Genomic DNA, 16,278 nt, shown 5'->3' with positions numbered 1-16,278 from the left:
CCCAGCCTAGAGCCAGCCGTTGCGCTTCAGGGTGCGGTGGATGCCGAGGCAGATGCAGACCGTGATGCCCATGATCACCGGGTAGCCGTACTTCCAGTGCAGCTCCGGCATGTGCTTGAAGTTCATGCCGTACACACCGCACACCATCGTCGGTACGGCGATGATCGCGGCCCATGCCGTGATCTTCCGCATGTCCTCGTTCTGCGCCACGGACGCCTGCGCGAGGTTGGCCTGGAGGATGGAGTTGAGGAGTTCGTCGAAGCCGACGACCTGCTCCTGGACGCGGGCGAGATGGTCGGCGACGTCCCGGAAGTACTTCTGGATGTCGGGGTCGACCAGCCGCATCGGGCGCTCGCTGAGCAGCTGCATGGGACGCAGCAGCGGTGACACCGCGCGCTTGAACTCCAGTACCTCGCGCTTGAGTTGGTAGATGCGTGCCGAGTCCACGCCACGCGAGACCCCGCCCTTGCGGCCGGGCGAGAAGACCTCGGTCTCCACCTCGTCGATGTCGTCCTGCACGGCGTCCGCGACCGCGACATAGCCGTCGACGACATGGTCGGCGATGGCGTGCAGCACGGCCGAGGGGCCCTTGGCGAGCAGCTCGGGGTCGTCCTGGAGCCGGTGCCGCAGCGCCCGCAGCGAGCCCTGCCCGCCGTGCCGGACGGTGATGAAGAAGTCCCGGCCGGTGAAGCACATCACCTCGCCGGTCTCCACGACCTCGCTGTTGGCGGTGAGCTGGTCGTGCTCGACGTAGTGGATGGTCTTGAAGACGGTGAAGAGGGAGTCGTCGTAGCGTTCGAGCTTGGGGCGCTGGTGGGCCTGTACGGCGTCCTCCACGGCCAGCGGGTGCAGCCCGAACTCGCCCGCGATACCGGCGAATTCGGCCTCGGTCGGCTCGTGCAGGCCGATCCACACGAACCCGCCGTCCCGGCGCACCTGGCGCATCGCCTCCTGCGGGGTCAGCGGCTTCGGCGTCTCCACCCGCGCGCCGTTGCGGTAGACGGCGCAGTCGACGACCGCCGACGGCGTACCGGGGTCGCGGGTGGTGTCGTACGCGCCGGTCTCCGCACGCAGGCTCTTGCGCAGGGAGGGACGGGTCGGGCGGACCACGGCACGGAGGTCGCGGATCATCGACATGGGCAGGCTCCTTCGCGACGAGCAGCGGAAGACCGCGGCGAACGGGTGGAACTACCCGGAATGGGGACGTCCTGACTGCGGATGTTTGGCACGTCCACAAAGCGGGGAGCACCGCACCGTTGCGGTGGCGACTTCGCTACTGATTCGGATCGGACGAACGGATCCAGACAGACCCGGGAACGGGTCGGTCAGAGGGGTCAGGCAAGCGAGAACAAAGTGCTCTTCCGAACGACAACGCGAACGTGAAGGCGGCAGCCAGCCAGTAGACGAAATCAGCGGGCGGAAGAGCGAGTGGTACTGCACGGGTGACTTCGATCCATGACAGCCCCACCTCCTCCAGCCGGTCCCTCGTAAGGGAGTGCTCATGGCGTCGGGGTCTGACCGCGACGCTCTGCGTGCTGCCCCGAACCACCGCGGTCAGAGTAGCAGCAGCCCTCAGTGTCAAGGTGCTGCTTTGCCCGGTACTTACGAGTTCTATGCTCTCGACATGGCTGATGTTCTTCCTCTGGTCGAGGCCCGGTTGACCACCGCACTGGGCGAACCGGACGCGCGGGCGGCGGTCACCTTCCTCGGTACGGACCGCATCGAGGTGCTCCGTTTCCAGGAGGATCTCCAGGGCGAGAACGTCCTGCGCTACGCCACGCTCGGCATGTCCGCGCAGCCCATGACCGACCCCGCAGCGATGCTCGCGGACCCCGTCAAGGGACCCCGCGCCGAACTGGTCCTCTCGGTCCGCGCCGGCCTCGCCGAGACCGACAAGGTGCTCCGCGCGCTGGCCGTCCTCGCCGCGTCTCCGCAGGTGGAGGGCCTGATCGTGACGCCGGGCGCGTCGCTGGACGTCGGCGAGCCGCTGTGGCCCGGCGCTCCCTTCACCTCGGTCCTGGTCGGCGAGCCGGGCGGTCTCGTCGAGGATCTGACCCTGGACGAGCCGCTCGATCCCGTACGGTTCCTGCCGCTGCTGCCGATGACCCCGAACGAGGCCGCCTGGAAACGCGTGCACGGCGCCCAGGCCCTCCAGGACCGCTGGCTCGCCAGCGGGACCGACCTCCGGGACCCGCACCGGAATTCCGTCCCACTGGACTGATGCACGAGGGTGAGCAGGCTTACCAAGCGCCGTTGTGAACCGGTCAGTTGGCAAAGACGGTGACGCCGTCCTCCGTCGCGTGCCCCGGCTCCAGCTCCTCGGCCATGGGGGTTCCCCCGCCCGAGCGAAGCCGAGAGTGGGGGAGCGCGAGCGCGTTCCGTCGTACGAGAACCACCACCGCGCCCAGCACGGCGGTGACCGCCGCCACCACCTATTTGGTTGGCGTATACACATAGTAAGTAGGTCGGCTAATTAATGCGAGGTACATCTAACTTCGCCCCGTAACCGGTTCCGCCCGGACGGGTGATCGTCCTTGACGTGGGCGATTCCGGGTAGGACCGTGGGGCCCTATGAGGGGCGAACCCAGTTGCCCGAAGTGTGGTGGCCGGGTCAGGGCTCCCGGACTCTTCGCCGACACCTGGCAGTGCGATGTGCACGGGACCGTGCATCCGGTACAGCCCGTGATCCCGCCCAGCGTCGAGGCCCTCGATGTCGTGGTGCACCGCACCCAGGTGCCGGTGTGGATGCCCTGGCCGCTGCCGGTCGGCTGGCTGTTCACGGGTGTGGCATGCGCCGGGGACGACCGCAGCGGAGGGCGCGGGACCGCCGTCGCCTGCTCCGGACCCGCGCCGCTCGGCGGCATAGGAGAGATGATCCTGGTCGCCGAGGAGCTCGGGGTCGGCCTCGGGGCGCGCTATGCGGGCATCGACGGGCCGGATCCGGGGCCGTCGATGAACGTGGAGAAGCCACCGCAGGCGAAGGTGCTGGCCGCCGGAAGGCCGGCGCCGCTCTGGCATGTGGCCGGGGCGCCGGACGACAGGGCCGTCTTCGCGGGCGAGGCCCGGGGTCTGTGGCTCTGGGCGGTGGTGTGGCCCGAGCAGACCGGGCTGCTGATGTACGACGAGCTGGTGCTCACGGACCTGCGGGACGCGGGGGCGGAAGTGGATCTGGTGCCGTGCGGGGCGTTGTCGCCGCGCCTGCTCGAGCCATGACCGGTCCGCGCCCGTTCGGTCTGTAGGTGTGCCGTACCCTTAAGCGGTCCCGTCCCTTCCGTCCTGCCTGGAGTCCGCACCGTGCGTATCGATCTGCACTGCCACTCCACCGCCTCCGACGGTACGGACAGCCCGGCCGAGCTGGTGCGCAACGCCGCCGCTGCCGGGCTGGATGTTGTCGCGCTGACCGATCACGACACCACCCGGGGCCATGGCGAGGCCATCGCCGCGCTGCCCGAGGGGCTCACCCTGGTCACCGGGGCCGAGCTGTCCTGCCGTATCGACGGCGTCTCCATGCACATGCTGGCCTACCTCTTCGACCCCGACGAGCCCGATCTGCTCGCCGAGCGTGAGCTGGTCCGGGACGACCGGGTGCCGCGGGCCCAGGGCATGGTCGCCAAGCTGAACGGGCTCGGCGTGCCGGTCACCTGGGAGCAGGTGAAGCGGATCGCCGGCGACGGTTCCGTGGGGCGGCCGCATGTCGCCTCCGCGCTCGTCGAGCTCGGTGTCGTACCGACCGTGAGCGACGCCTTCACGGAGGAGTGGCTGGCCGACGGCGGCCGGGCCTTCGTGGAGAAGCACGAGACCGACCCCTTCGAGGCGATCCGGCTGGTCAAGCAGGCGGGCGGGGTGTGTGTGTTCGCGCACCCGGCGGCCGCCAAGCGCGGGCGTACGGTGCCCGAGTCGGCGATCGCCGAGATGGCCGCGGCCGGCCTCGACGGCATCGAGGTCGACCACATGGACCACGACGCCGACGCCCGCGTCCGGCTGCGCGGGCTGGCCGCGGAGCTGGGGCTGCTGGTCACCGGGTCCTCGGACTACCACGGCAGCCGTAAGACGGTGGCGCTGGGCGAGTACACGACCGACCCCGAGGTGTACGGGGAGATCACGCGCCGCGCGACCGGCGCGTTCCCCGTCCCGGGCACCGGCGGACGCTGAGGCTCGCCCCCCTTCCCCGGTTCCCTGCGCAGCACGCCGCGGCCGCCCTTTCCTGGGCCGGCCCCGCCCACGCGCGGGGACCCCCATCGCCCTGCGGCACGACCGCCCGCACCGCCGACCAACGCACAAGGCCCACGCATGTTCGACGTCGCCGTCTTCGGCTCTCTCTTCCTGACCCTTTTCGTCATCATGGATCCCCCGGGGATCACCCCGATCTTCCTCGCCCTCACCTCCGGCCGGCCCGGCAAGGTGCAGAAGCGGATGGCCTTCCAGGCCGTGTGCGTGGCAGGCGGAGTGATCACCGTCTTCGGGCTCCTGGGACACCAGATCCTCGACTACCTGCATGTCTCCGTGCCCGCGCTGATGATCGCGGGCGGGCTGCTGCTCCTGCTGATCGCCCTCGATCTGCTGACCGGCAAGAACGACGAGCCGAAGCAGACCAAGGACGTCAATGTGGCACTCGTGCCCCTGGGCATGCCGCTGCTGGCCGGTCCCGGTGCGATCGTGTCGGTCATCCTCGCCGTACAGAAGGCGGGCAGCGTCTCCGCCCAGGTGTCCGTGTGGACCGCGATCCTCGCCATCCATGTCGTGCTGTGGCTGGTGATGCGGTACTCGCTGCTGATCATCCGGGTCATCAAGGACGGTGGCGTGGTCCTGGTGACACGGCTCGCGGGCATGATGCTCTCCGCGATCGCCGTCCAGCAGATCATCAACGGCGTCACCCAGGTGATCAAGGGCGCGTAGACGGGACGGGGCGGGCGGACAGACGCGGAGCCCCCGTACGGCGTCGTGCCGTACGGGGGCTCCGAAGACTCTGCGGTGCTCCGCGCGTCGGTGTGGGTCGTGTGTCGTGGCCCGGGGCTCGTAGCTCGTCTCGAAGCCCGGTTGTCGTCTGGTTACGAAGCCTGGTTCTCGGCCGGTCGGATCCACAGTCGCTGCCCGATGGCGGCGGCCTGCTGGACGATCCTGTTGACGGAGGCGGCGTCCACGACGGTGCAGTCCACGGTGGTGCCGTCGACTTCGTCCAGTCGCCTGATTTCGAAGCGCATCTGCCTCTCCCTTCGTCTTGTGTTCCGTAGCAGTCAACGGCCTGCGTGTTACAAACATTCCCTTGGCTAAAGAAAATTTTCGAACGTCTAATTACCGAGCGGTAAGGGTTGTTCAGGAGACTGACCGGGACCGGTTGTGTTCGCAGCGTGACCGCCGGGACAATGGAGGCGATGAACGACGACCTCGCCGCCCTCAAGGCCCGTATCGACCGCACGAACGAGCTGCTCACCCGCATGCTCGCCGAAGTGGCGAAGACACCTTCGACACACGCGATCTTCGTCGACGCGGGCTACCTCTACGCGGCCACGGGCCGGCTCGTCGCCGGGACGGAGGACCGCCGCGCCTTCGACCTCGACGCCGAGGGGCTGATCGAGGCGCTCATCGACAAGGCACGCCAGATCTTCGCGGACAGCCGGCTGCTGCGCGTCTACTGGTACGACGGCGCCCGCCGCCGCATCCACACCGCCGAGCAGCAGACCATCGCCGAACTGCCCGACGTCAAGGTCCGGCTCGGCAACCTCAACGCCAACAACCAGCAGAAGGGCGTCGACTCCCTGATCCGCACGGACCTGGAGTCACTCGCCCGGCACCGCGCCATCAGCGACGCGGCCCTGCTCGGCGGCGACGAGGACCTTGTCTCCGCGGTCGAGGCGGCCCAGGGCTACGGCGCCCGTGTCCACCTGTGGGGCATCGAGGCGCCCGAGGGCCGCAACCAGGCCGAGCCGCTGCTCTGGGAGGTCGACAGCCAGCGCACCCTCGACCTCGAGTTCTTCAAACCGTACGTCGCCCGGCGCACCGCCCACGCCTACGAGGCCGGCGCCACCAGACCCAGCCGCGAGGACGTCCGTTTCGTCGGCGCGCAGATCGCCGCGAAGTGGCTGTCCTCGCGGGGCAGCGAAGCACTGGTCGAGCTGCTGCCCGGCCATCCCTACCTGCCGGGCTCCGTCGACCAGGACCTTCTCGTCGCGGCCGAGAGCCTGCTCCAGTACTCCCTGCGCGGCCAGGCCGACCTGCGCCGGGCCCTCCGGGACGGCTTCTGGGAGCACCTCCAGACGCAGTACTAGCCGTTCATCCTGTCCCAGAAGGCGGCGATCGCCTCTGCGGTGGGGGCCGGCCTTTCGGCGTTGGGGGAGTGCTCCGCACCCTCGATGACCGTGCGGTGCGCCCGCAGCCGCAGGGCCATGTCGTCCAGCAGCGGCAGCGGCCAGGTGTCGTCCCGCGCGCCCGACAGCACATGGAACGGCAGCGGTACGGCGGCGAGTTCACCGACGCGGTCCGGCTCGGTGCACAACTGGCGTCCGGCGGCCAGGAGTTGGGCCGCCTTGTTGCCCAGCCAGCGACGCCGCAGATCCTCCGGGTCCTCCTGGTCCTCCACACCGCCCTCGTCCAGCTCCTCAGGTGCGTCCATGGCCCGCATGGCCTCCCACACCTCGGCCATCGGCATCACCGCGAGCGCGTCCCGCAGCAGCTTCACCCGCTGCTGCTGGGGGACGGAGATCTGCGCCGGGCCCGAGGACATCAGCGTCAGCGAGCGGAACGGCGTGTGGTCGAGGAGCACGGCCGCGCGCGCGATCTGACCGCCGAGGGAGTGCCCCAGCAGATGCACGGGCCGGCCGTCGCCGACCGCCGCCGCCTGCGCGAGCACATCCCGCGCCAACTCCTCCTGGGCGTACGCCGATTCGTCGTCCGCCGGGCCGTCCGACTCGAACTGCCCACGCCCGTCCACGGCGACGGTCCGGTATCCGCGCGCGCCCAGTGCCTCGTGCAGCGGGTTGAAGTCCTCCTTGCTGCCGGTGAACCCGGGCAGCAACAGCGCGATCCCCTTGAGCTCGGCCCCTGCGGCCGCGGGTGCGTCGATGACGGCGAACTCACCCCGCGCGGTGGCGAGCGCGTACGCGCGGGCACCGGCGGGCGGGACAAAGGTGCGAGGCCTGCTCATGGGGAGAGGTTATCCGGCGGACGGCGACGGGCCGTAGGCCGGTGGATGAATCCCACAGCGGGGCAGCCGGCGGGCGGCGGTCCTGGGCCGGGAACGCCGACGGCCCGGCCCACACAGGGTGGGCCGGGCCGTCCTGACGCGTGCTCAGGCCTCGGGAGCCGCGGCGGTGGCCTTCCGGGTCCGGCGGGCCTTCGGCTTCGCCTCCGCGTCGGTCGTGTCGACCGTCGCGGCGGACTCGGCCGCCTTGCGGGTGGTACGACGCCTCGGCTTGACGTCCGGCTCGTCACTGGCCTGCGCCGGAATCTCCGCGGCGGCGGCGACAGCCGTCTTGCGGGTGCGGCGGGGCTTGGCCTCCGCACCTTCGGCGGTGTCGACAGCGGCCTCGGCGGCCTTCCGGGTCCGGCGCGGCTTGGCCTCGGCGACCTCGGCGGTCTCCGGGGCGGCTGCCGTCTTGCGGGTGCGGCGGGGCTTGGCCTCCGCGACCTCGGCGGTCTCCGGGGTGGCGGCCGTCTCGGTGGCGACTGCCGCCTTGCGGGTGCGGCGCGGCTTCGACTCGGTGGCCTCGGCCGTGTCGACGGCCGCTTCGGCGGCGGCTGCCGTCTTGCGGGTGCGGCGCGGCTTGACGGCCTCCGTCTCCGTCTCGGCGGCCGTTTCCGGAGCCGCGGCCGCGGTCTTGCGGGTACGGGGCGGCTTCGACTCGGTGGCTTCGGCCGTGTCCACCGCCGTCTCCGCGGCAGCGGCGGTCTTGCGGGTGCGGCGGCGCGGCTTGGCCTCGGGCTCGGTGGCTTCGGCCGTGTCCACCGCCGTCTCCGCGGCAGCGGCGGTCTTGCGGGTGCGGCGCGGCTTCGCCTCCTCGGCGTCGGCGACGACCTCGGGCTCCGGCGTGGTCACCACCGCCTCGACCGGCTCAGCGGCCTTGCGGGTGCGACGGCGAACCGGTGTCACCGGGGCCTCGGCGGCCTCCTGCGGAGCCTCCGTGACCTCGGCGGCCTCGGCCGGCATCACCGCTGCCTCAGCGGACCTGCGGGTCCGGCGGCGACGCGGCTTCTCCGGAGCGACCGGCTCCGCCAGGGCCTCGACGGCCTCGACGACCGCCTCCGGCGTCACGATCTCCGGGGTGGCGGCCGCGGCCGCCACCGGCTCAGGCGCTGCCCCGCCGCGCGTACGGCGTCGACGGCGCGGGGTGCGGGTGCCCGCGGGCTCCGACGCCGTGACGGACTCGGCGGCGGGGGCGGGGGACACGGACTCGGCGCTCGGCGCCGAGGACGTCGTACCGGACGCCGGATCCGTCGCCGTACCGGCGCGGGTGCGACGGCGGCGGCGCGGGGTGCGGGCCTGGCGCTCGCGCTCCTCGGAGCGGGCCCCGCCACGGTCACCACGGTCACCGCGGTCGCCCCGGCCACGTCCACCGCGGCCGCCGGTCTCGCCCAGGTCCTCCAGCTCCTCCGCGTCGAGCCCGGCGCGGGTGCGCTCCGAACGCGGCAGGACACCCTTGGTGCCGACCGGGATCTTGAGCTCCTCGAAGAAGTGCGGCGAGGTCGAGTAGGTCTCCACCGGCTCGGGGAAGCCCAGCTCCAGCGCCTTGTTGATGAGCTGCCAGCGCGGGATGTCGTCCCAGTCGACGAAGGTGATCGCCGTACCCTTCGCGCCCGCGCGGCCCGTACGGCCGATGCGGTGCAGGTACGTCTTCTCGTCCTCGGGGGACTGGTAGTTGATGACGTGGGTGACGCCCTCGACGTCGATGCCGCGCGCGGCGACGTCGGTGCAGACGAGGACGTCCACCTTGCCGTTGCGGAAGGCGCGCAGCGCCTGCTCGCGGGCGCCCTGACCGAGGTCGCCGTGGACCGCGCCGGAGGCGAACCCGCGGTGCTGGAGCTGCTCGGCGATGTCGGCGGCCGTGCGCTTGGTCCGGCAGAAGATCATCGCCAGTCCGCGACCGTCGGCCTGCAGTATGCGGGCGATCATCTCCGGCTTGTCCATGGAGTGCGCGCGGTAGACGAACTGCTTGGTGTTCGCGACGGTCGCGCCCGTGTCGTCCGGCGCGGTGGCACGGATGTGGGTGGGCTGGCTCATGTACCGGCGCGCGAGGCCGATGACCGCGCCCGGCATGGTCGCCGAGAACAGCATGGTCTGGCGCCTGGCCGGAAGCATGTTGATGATCTTCTCGACGTCGGGCAGGAAGCCCAGGTCGAGCATCTCGTCGGCCTCGTCGAGGACGAGCGACTTGATGTGCTTCAGGTTCAGCTTCTTCTGGCCCGCGAGGTCCAGGAGCCGGCCCGGGGTGCCGACGACCACGTCGACGCCCTTCTTCAGGGCCTCGACCTGCGGTTCGTAGGCCCGGCCGCCGTAGATCGCCAGAACGCGCACGTTACGGACCTTGCCGGCCGTCAGCAGGTCGTTGGTGACCTGGGTGCACAGCTCGCGCGTGGGAACGACGACAAGCGCCTGCGGGGCGTCGGTGAGGGCCTCGGGGGCGGCGCGGCCGGCCTCCACGTCGGCGGGGACGGTCACGCGCTCCAGGAGCGGCAGACCGAAGCCGAGGGTCTTGCCGGTGCCGGTCTTGGCCTGGCCGATGACGTCGGTGCCGGACAGGGCGACCGGGAGTGTCATCTCCTGGATGGGGAAGGGGTTGATGATGCCGACGGCTTCCAGGGCCTCGGCGGTCTCGGGAAGGATCCCGAGTTCTCGAAACGTCGTAGTCAGGGTGCTGCCTCTTCTGTGTGTCGCGGTCCGAGGCGAGCGCGGGGGTCTTTGACGGACCGTGCCGGGGGACGTCGGCTGCCTTACGGGCGGGCCGTTTGGGCACGCCGTATGACACGGGACCTCTGCCGACGCTCTAGCGCTCGTACCGCTGAGGTGTCCCTCCGGTCGTCGTACGCGATGTGCCGTACGCGCCGGGAGGGCTGTCGGGTCGGAGCCGATCGGGCCACCGACCGGGCATCCTCATACGTGCGGCCTGTCGAGGCACGTCCGAATACGACGGCGTACCAGCAGGCGCATTACCACCATACCCCGGAATCGTGCACATGCGATGGCCGATTTGGTCACGTCGTGGTAGTCACAGTGGTTGACCAGGGGCTTCCCGGAGACTTCTCCGGGTCTTCTCGGGTCTTCTCGGGGCTTCCCTGGGGCGGCGAGCGAGCTATTGTGCGCTTCATGACGAGCTCTGACAAGCCTGAGACCGCCTCCGCCGAGCCGACCGGTGTCGCCGCCCAGGACTGGGCGCGGGCAGCCGCCGACCCGCAGTACCGCGCCGCGGTAGTGGACCTGCTCGGCGCGCTCGCGTACGGCGAGCTGGCGGCGTTCGAGCGTCTCGCGGAGGACGCCAAGCTGGCGCCGTCGCTGGTGGACAAGGCCGAGCTGGCGAAGATGGCGTCGGCCGAGTTCCACCACTTCGAGCGGCTGCGGAACCGGTTGACGGAGATCGGCGAGGACGCGACGCAGGCGATGGAGCCGTTCGTCGCGGCCCTCGACGGTTTCCATCGGCAGACGGCGCCGTCGGACTGGCTGGAGGGCCTGGTCAAGGCGTACGTCGGCGACTCGATCGCCAGTGACTTCTACCGGGAGGTCGCGGCGCGGCTGGACGCCGACACACGCGAGCTGGTGGTGGCCGTACTCGACGACACGGGGCACGCCGGGTTCGCCGTGGACAGGGTACGGGCGGCCATCGACGCCGATCCTCGTGTGGGGGGCAGGCTGGCGCTGTGGGCTCGGCGGCTCATGGGGGAGGCGCTGTCGCAGTCCCAGCGGGTGGTGGCCGACCGGGACGCCCTGTCGACCATGCTGGTGGGCGGGGTGGCCGACGGGTTCGATCTGGCCGAGGTGGGGCGGATGTTCTCGCGGATCACCGAGGCGCACACGAAGCGGATGGCGGCCCTGGGGCTGGCCGCTTAACGCCCTGGGCGGGGCTGTTCGCCCGCGGGCGCGTCGGGCTACGCCGGGATCGATCGTCGGCGCAGATGACGGCCCGCCGGGCGGAGCAGCAGCGAGAGGGAGGCCGCCGAGACGATCGCGGCGCCCAGAAGGCTCACGAGGACCGTGCCCGGGCCCAGCGCGCTGTGGGTGACGAAGTCACCGAAGAGGGCTCCCGCGACGCCCGTGGAGAACACCAGGGGGCGGGCCGGAAGACGATGGGAGAGACGGCTGGCAGCGGCCCATGACAGAGCCAGGCCGAGCAGTGCGGATCCAAGGACTTCCAGCAGCATCACGAGGGGTCCCTCCCACGGTCGGCGGGTGCTTCGCGGTCGTAGGCCGTCATACCCGTGACCTGCGGAATGCAATCCTCCTCTGTGGGTGACTTGTGGACCGGATGTGGAGAGCGGACACGACGGAGGGGCCCGGCGGACGAGGTGTCCGCCGGGCCCCTCCGTGCTGCTGTGGCTAGACCGCGGTGAAGCCCACTTTGCGCACCGTCGGCTCGCCGAGCTCGATGTACGCCAGGCGGTCCGTCGGGACCAGCACCTTGCGGCCGCGCTCGTCCTCCAGGGACAGCACCTGCGACTTGCCGGCCAGCGCGTCGGCGACGAGGCGCTCGACCTCCTCGGCGTTGAGACCGCTCTCCAGCACGATCTCGCGGGGCGCGTGCTGCACGCCGATCTTGACCTCCACGGCTATGTCCCTCCGACGGTCAGTGAAGTGCGCGACCTTCCGCGCCGTACGCAGCACACATTAGCCCGGTGAGGGGACGTACACGCTCCTGGCGTGCACGCCAGGAGCGAACACCGAACGGGAATGCGGTGCCGGCACGTCCGTGCCCCCTCAGTGGTGGTCGGTGCCGTGCAGCGGGAAGCCGGCGATGCCCCGCCAGGCCAGCGAGGCCAGCAGCTGCACCGCCTGGTCGCGCGGGACGCTGCGGTCGCTGTGCAGCCAGGAGCGCGCCACCACCTGGGCGAGGCCGCCGAGGCCGGAGGCCAGCAGCATCGACTCGGCGCGCGAGAGACCGGTGTCCTCGGCGATCACGTCGCAGATCGCCTCGGCGCACTCGTTGGTGACCTTGTCGACGCGCTCGCGCACCGCGGGCTCGTTCGTCAGGTCGGACTCGAAGACCAGACGAAAGGCGCCGCCGTCGTCCTCGACGTACGCGAAGTACGCGTCCATGGTGGCCCGGACGCGCTGCTTGTTGTCCGTCGTCGACGCGAGCGCGCCCCGTACCGCCTGGATGAGGGCGTCACAGTGCTGGTCCAGCAGAGCCAGATAGAGGTCGAGCTTGCCCGGGAAGTGCTGGTAGAGCACCGGCTTGCTGACGCCGGCGCGTTCGGCGATGTCGTCCATCGCGGCCGCGTGGTACCCCTGCGCGACGAAAACTTCCTGGGCGGCGCCCAGCAACTGGTTCCGACGGGCACGGCGCGGCAGGCGAGTGCCCCGCGGGCGCGCCGCCTCTGTCTGCTCGATGGCTGTCACGCCGCCTCCCTAAATCGTCCACATGCGGATTGCGCCGCCCGGCCATCGTACTTTTCGGTAACCGTGCTGTGCGCGGTGCGAGCGCAGAATTTCACGTACCGGACGGCGGCGAAAGCCGCACCGGGAAACGCGGACAGGCCAGGTGGACCCGTCGAGCCCCCCGTGGTCAGCGGTAGTCGTCCTCGTCGAGGGAGATCACCCGCGCCTGTTCGATGAGATCGGCCTCGTTCGCGCGGTCCTTGTCCACATCGGTGAGCGGGTCGTCCTGGGACGGTGCGATGTCCGTGTGCTGCTCGGCTGCGTCGCCCTCCGGGGCCTCGACGTCGATCTCCGGGGCGTCCTCCGCCTCCGGCTCCAGATCGTCGAGCACGTCGGGGTGGGTGGGGTCGTAGGCCATGGTGGGCTCCCTTCCTTCGAATGTCCCTGGCAGAAGCGGGGGGTCATAAACGGGTGCCCTCTTTATGAGCGTAGGAGACACCGGATGCGGACGCTATGTCATCGACGGCCGTTCACCCGGGATGCCGCCGACGGCCGCCCACCCGGTCTCGTCGACTGCTCGTCGGCGCCCGAACCGCCGATCGGCCGATCGGCGGTTCGGGCGCCGCTCGCCCGGGTGGCTCTGTGATGGCGAACACACGAATCACTGTGTGATCGTCTCGTAACATTGGCCCATGTCTTCGACCGAGCTGCCCTCAGTGCCGCCCACCAGCGTGCTGCCGAAGGCGGCGGCCGTCAGAGTCGCGGAGGGCGAGCGGCTGCGGTCGGTGGGGCTGCCCGGTGTCACTCTTTCGATCCGGTCCAGGCCGCCCACGCGCGCGGGCCTGCCGTCCGCGTTGTACGTCCACGGGCTCGGCGGCTCCTCGCAGAACTGGTCGGACCTGATGCAGCGGCTCGAAGATGTCGTGGACGGCGAGGCGGTCGACCTGCCGGGCTTCGGCGACTCACCGCCGCCGGACGACGGCGACTACTCGGTCACCGGGCACGCGCGCGCGATCATCCGCTATCTCGACGCGGTAGGCCGCGGTCCGGTCCACCTCTTCGGCAACTCGCTCGGCGGCGCGGTCAGCACGCGCGTCGCCGCCGTCCGTCCCGACCTCGTCCGCACGCTCACGCTCGTCTCGCCGGCCCTGCCCGAACTGCGCGTGCAGCGCACGGCCATGCCGACGGTGGTGCTCAGTCTGCCCGGCGTCGCCGGACTGCTCACCCGCACGACCGGCAGGTGGACCGCCGAACAGCGCGTACGGGGCGTACTGGCCCTCTGCTACGGCGATCCCGGCCGGGTCACCCCCGAGGCGTTCGAGTACGCGGTGGAGGAGCTCGAACGGCGGCTGCGGCTGCCGTACTTCTGGGACGCGATGGCGCGGTCCGCGCGCGGGATCGTCAACGCGTACACGTTGGGCGGGCAGCACGGGCTCTGGCGCCAGGCCGAGCGCGTCCTGGCCCCGACCTTGCTGATCTACGGCGGCCGGGACCAGCTCGTCGGCTACCGCATGGCCCAGAGGGCCGCGCGCACCTTCCGCCACTCCCGGCTGCTGTCCATGCCCGACGCCGGGCATGTGGCGATGATGGAGTACCCGGAGGCGGTGGCCGGGGCGTTCCGTGAACTCCTGGCGGACGCCGAGGGGTTGGGCGGCGGTACGGTCGCGCCGGGCGTGGGGAGCTGAGGGGCGGGTGGGACGCCACAGTCGCCGCGGCCAGGCCCCCAAAGCCGACGCCGGGGATATATCGGGCATAGGTGCGGGCCGGAAGAGAGACTTCAAGGAGGGCGAGCGCGGGGGCGCCGGATCGATACCGCGCCCGGCCAACGGCACGCCTGCGGGCGGGGCGCCGCGTCTGCCCGACGGTACGGGTGCGGGTGCGGTGCCGCGTCTGCAGGTTGGTGCGCCGGGGGGTGGGGTGCCGCGTTTGCAGGACGGCACGCCAGTGGGTGGGGTGCCGCGGTTCGCGGGCGGTACAGCTGCCCGCGGTGTCCCGCGCCCCGCGGACGACACGCCGGCTCAAGGGGTCCCGCGTCTTCCGGACGGTACGCCTGTGCGTGGGGTGACTCGCCTCCTGGACGGTAGGCCCGCGCAGGGGGCGCCTCGGTTCCCGGACGGTACGCCCGCCCACGGCGTGCCCCGGTTCCCTGACGGTAGGCCCGCGCAGGGGGCGCCTCGGTTCCCGGACGGTACGCCCGCCCACGGCGTGCCCCGGTTCCCTGACGGCACTCCGGCTCACGGTGTTCCCCGCTTCCTGGACGGGACCCCCGCCCATGGCGTCCCCCGGGCCCGTGGCGGTCACCCCCAGCAGCGGGAAGCGGGCGGTGGCTGGGGTGAGGTGGGCGGGCAGGCCGGTGCCGCCGCCTCGGGGGCGGCCGGGCCGTCGATACCACGGCAGCGGCGGAGCGGGCCCGGTGGGCCCCGGCAGGACTACCTCGACGCTTTCGGCGAGGACGCCGACGTCTTCACGCCTCGCCCCGGCGTCGGCATCGGCGCCCAGCGCGCGGAAACGTATCCCCCCGGCTCCGGCCCGCGCACATCCCCGCTCGACCCCGGTCGGTCCACATCCCCGCTCGCCTCCGAGCCGTACGGCGACGGTGACGACGGCGATGACGACGCTCCGCCCACCGGTGAACCCGCGCAGCCCAAGGGCGGCAAGGGCCGGGCACTCGCCGGCGTTGCGGCCGCCGCCGTCACCACCGTGCTCGCGGTGATCGTCGCCGGCCAGGTCGCCGACGGCGGTGACAGCGCCGTACGGTCCCAGTCGGCCGCCGGCGACGCACGGGCCACCGACGGTCCCGCCTCGCGCGGCAACGGCCGTACGACACCGTCCGCCTCCGTCACCGCCTCGCCGAGCGTGGCGACGCTGTCGTACGAGCAGGCTATGGACAAGAAGTACCCGCTCGGCGCCGAACTGGCCGGGTCCGGGAAGTTCGACGCCGTGCCCGGGGGCGCCAAGGGGTCCGGCAAGGGGCAGAAGTACACCTACCGCGTCGACGTGGAGCAGGGACTCGGGCTGGATGGCGAGCTGTTCGCCGCGGCCGTGCAGAAGACGCTCAACGACGACCGCAGTTGGGCCCACAACGGCGCGCGCACCTTCGAGCGCATCTACTCCGGCAAGCCGGACTTCGTGATCACGCTCGCCAGCCCCGGAACCACCGCCAAGTGGTGCGCCAAGTCCGGTCTCGACACGACCGAGGACAACGTGTCGTGCGACTCGGCCGCCACCGAACGCGTGATGATCAACGCATACAGGTGGGCGCAGGGCAGCAAGACATACGGAGACAGCATGCACGCCTACCGGCAGATGCTGATCAACCACGAGGTCGGCCACCGGCTCGGCTACGGCCACGTGACCTGCGACAAGGACGGCGAGCTGGCGCCGGTCATGCAGCAGCAGACCAAGTTCCTCGACCACGACGGCATCCACTGTCTGCCCAACCCTTGGCCGTTTCCCAGGAGTTGACGGGTGGCGCATACATCACATTGACATGAGCGGAAAGTTCATACATATTTCTGGGCATGTCGACCCTTCACGTCTCCGCGCGCGCTGCCATCGAGCTGGCGCTCATCGGCGTGACCGCGCTCTGCGTGGCCGACATTCACTGTCGCTGACGCTCGCCCCTGGGCGTTCGCGTCGCGATCTCTCCGTCGCCGTGACTCGGTCACGGCTTTTTCGACGACCTGACGCCCGGGCAGACGTCTGTTCAATTGCGTCTCACTGCTCGTCAATCTGTCTCACTAGCCGAGACATGCCTT

17 protein-coding genes and 1 pseudogene are annotated in these 16,278 nt (G+C 71.0%); 9 read left to right on the top strand and 9 right to left on the bottom strand.

Translation table 11 applies throughout. The features are described from left to right. Positions 1-6: 6 nt before the first annotated feature. Entirely contained in the window at positions 7-1,137 is a 1,131-nt protein-coding gene (locus tag ACZ7OO_RS00890) for a magnesium and cobalt transport protein CorA (protein ID WP_471500154.1), read from the bottom strand. A 487-nt stretch (positions 1,138-1,624) separates the two neighbouring features. On the opposite strand from ACZ7OO_RS00890, the gene ACZ7OO_RS00885 reads away from it, so the two are divergent. Then, positions 1,625-2,221 carry a suppressor of fused domain protein gene (locus ACZ7OO_RS00885; protein ID WP_471500152.1) on the top strand — a complete coding sequence of 199 codons (597 nt, stop codon included), beginning with the start codon at positions 1,625-1,627 and terminating at the stop codon, positions 2,219-2,221. 43 nt (positions 2,222-2,264) lie between these two features. Here the strand turns inward: ACZ7OO_RS00885 and ACZ7OO_RS00880 are convergent. Beyond that, positions 2,265-2,432 (bottom strand): annotated as a pseudogene (locus ACZ7OO_RS00880) (MFS transporter); the annotation flags it as partial. Positions 2,433-2,571: 139 nt separating this feature from the next. On the opposite strand from ACZ7OO_RS00880, the gene ACZ7OO_RS00875 reads away from it, so the two are divergent. The 3 genes from ACZ7OO_RS00875 (at position 2,572) to ACZ7OO_RS00865 (ending at position 4,896) form a co-directional block, all read left to right on the top strand. Beyond that, a complete protein-coding gene (locus ACZ7OO_RS00875) occupies positions 2,572-3,213 on the top strand; it encodes a DUF6758 family protein (RefSeq protein ID WP_471500150.1) in 642 nt (213 codons plus the stop codon). Between the two features lie 81 nt (positions 3,214-3,294). Beyond that, a complete protein-coding gene (locus ACZ7OO_RS00870) occupies positions 3,295-4,152 on the top strand; it encodes a PHP domain-containing protein (protein WP_471500148.1) in 858 nt (285 codons plus the stop codon). A 138-nt stretch (positions 4,153-4,290) separates the two neighbouring features. Next, positions 4,291-4,896 carry a MarC family protein gene (locus ACZ7OO_RS00865; RefSeq protein WP_352219773.1) on the top strand — a complete coding sequence of 202 codons (606 nt, stop codon included), beginning with the start codon at positions 4,291-4,293 and terminating at the stop codon, positions 4,894-4,896. Between the two features lie 152 nt (positions 4,897-5,048). Here ACZ7OO_RS00865 and ACZ7OO_RS00860 read toward each other — a convergent pair whose 3' ends face one another. Next, a complete protein-coding gene (locus ACZ7OO_RS00860) occupies positions 5,049-5,201 on the bottom strand; it encodes a hypothetical protein (RefSeq protein ID WP_351704745.1) in 153 nt (50 codons plus the stop codon). A 162-nt stretch (positions 5,202-5,363) separates the two neighbouring features. On the opposite strand from ACZ7OO_RS00860, the gene ACZ7OO_RS00855 reads away from it, so the two are divergent. Then, a complete protein-coding gene (locus ACZ7OO_RS00855; protein ID WP_471501214.1) occupies positions 5,364-6,266 on the top strand; it encodes an NYN domain-containing protein in 903 nt (300 codons plus the stop codon). On the opposite strand, the gene ACZ7OO_RS00850 is transcribed toward ACZ7OO_RS00855, so the two are convergent. Then, a complete protein-coding gene (locus ACZ7OO_RS00850; RefSeq protein ID WP_471500146.1) occupies positions 6,263-7,141 on the bottom strand; it encodes an alpha/beta fold hydrolase in 879 nt (292 codons plus the stop codon). The genes ACZ7OO_RS00855 and ACZ7OO_RS00850 overlap by 4 nt on opposite strands. Before the next feature lie 144 nt (positions 7,142-7,285). Beyond that, positions 7,286-9,751, bottom strand: a complete 2,466-nt coding sequence (locus tag ACZ7OO_RS00845; RefSeq protein WP_471500144.1) for a DEAD/DEAH box helicase — start codon at positions 9,749-9,751, stop codon at positions 7,286-7,288. Between the two features lie 537 nt (positions 9,752-10,288). On the opposite strand from ACZ7OO_RS00845, the gene ACZ7OO_RS00840 reads away from it, so the two are divergent. Next, entirely contained in the window at positions 10,289-11,035 is a 747-nt protein-coding gene (locus tag ACZ7OO_RS00840; RefSeq protein ID WP_471500142.1) for a ferritin-like fold-containing protein, read from the top strand. A gap of 38 nt (positions 11,036-11,073) precedes the next feature. Here ACZ7OO_RS00840 and ACZ7OO_RS00835 read toward each other — a convergent pair whose 3' ends face one another. From ACZ7OO_RS00835 to ACZ7OO_RS00820, 4 genes are all read right to left on the bottom strand, one after another. Next, entirely contained in the window at positions 11,074-11,346 is a 273-nt protein-coding gene (locus ACZ7OO_RS00835) for a hypothetical protein (RefSeq protein WP_351705238.1), read from the bottom strand. 175 nt (positions 11,347-11,521) lie between these two features. After that, a complete protein-coding gene (locus ACZ7OO_RS00830) occupies positions 11,522-11,749 on the bottom strand; it encodes a DUF3107 domain-containing protein (RefSeq protein WP_352219778.1) in 228 nt (75 codons plus the stop codon). 150 nt (positions 11,750-11,899) lie between these two features. Further along, positions 11,900-12,541, bottom strand: a complete 642-nt coding sequence (locus tag ACZ7OO_RS00825) for a TetR/AcrR family transcriptional regulator (RefSeq protein ID WP_362569462.1) — start codon at positions 12,539-12,541, stop codon at positions 11,900-11,902. 166 nt (positions 12,542-12,707) lie between these two features. Further along, the gene (locus tag ACZ7OO_RS00820) at positions 12,708-12,938 is read right to left on the bottom strand and encodes a hypothetical protein (RefSeq protein ID WP_471500140.1); all 231 of its coding nucleotides are present in this window, start codon (positions 12,936-12,938) and stop codon (positions 12,708-12,710) included. A 274-nt stretch (positions 12,939-13,212) separates the two neighbouring features. Here ACZ7OO_RS00820 and ACZ7OO_RS00815 point away from each other — a divergent pair, with 274 nt between their 5' ends. The 3 genes from ACZ7OO_RS00815 to ACZ7OO_RS00805 are packed head-to-tail and all read left to right on the top strand — an operon-like array spanning position 13,213 to position 16,134. Beyond that, positions 13,213-14,205, top strand: a complete 993-nt coding sequence (locus ACZ7OO_RS00815; RefSeq protein ID WP_471500138.1) for an alpha/beta fold hydrolase — start codon at positions 13,213-13,215, stop codon at positions 14,203-14,205. Between the two features lie 7 nt (positions 14,206-14,212). After that, positions 14,213-15,985 carry a DUF3152 domain-containing protein gene (locus tag ACZ7OO_RS00810; RefSeq protein ID WP_471500136.1) on the top strand — a complete coding sequence of 591 codons (1,773 nt, stop codon included), beginning with the start codon at positions 14,213-14,215 and terminating at the stop codon, positions 15,983-15,985. Positions 15,986-16,041: 56 nt separating this feature from the next. Further along, complete coding sequence (locus ACZ7OO_RS00805; RefSeq protein ID WP_352219783.1) at positions 16,042-16,134, top strand: Ms4533A family Cys-rich leader peptide; 93 nt, start codon at positions 16,042-16,044, stop codon at positions 16,132-16,134. The last annotated feature ends 144 nt before the right edge of the window (positions 16,135-16,278 follow it).

This window comes from Streptomyces sp. NPDC111744 (assembly GCF_055634995.1).
This window is presented reverse-complemented; position numbering and strand designations above follow the sequence as displayed.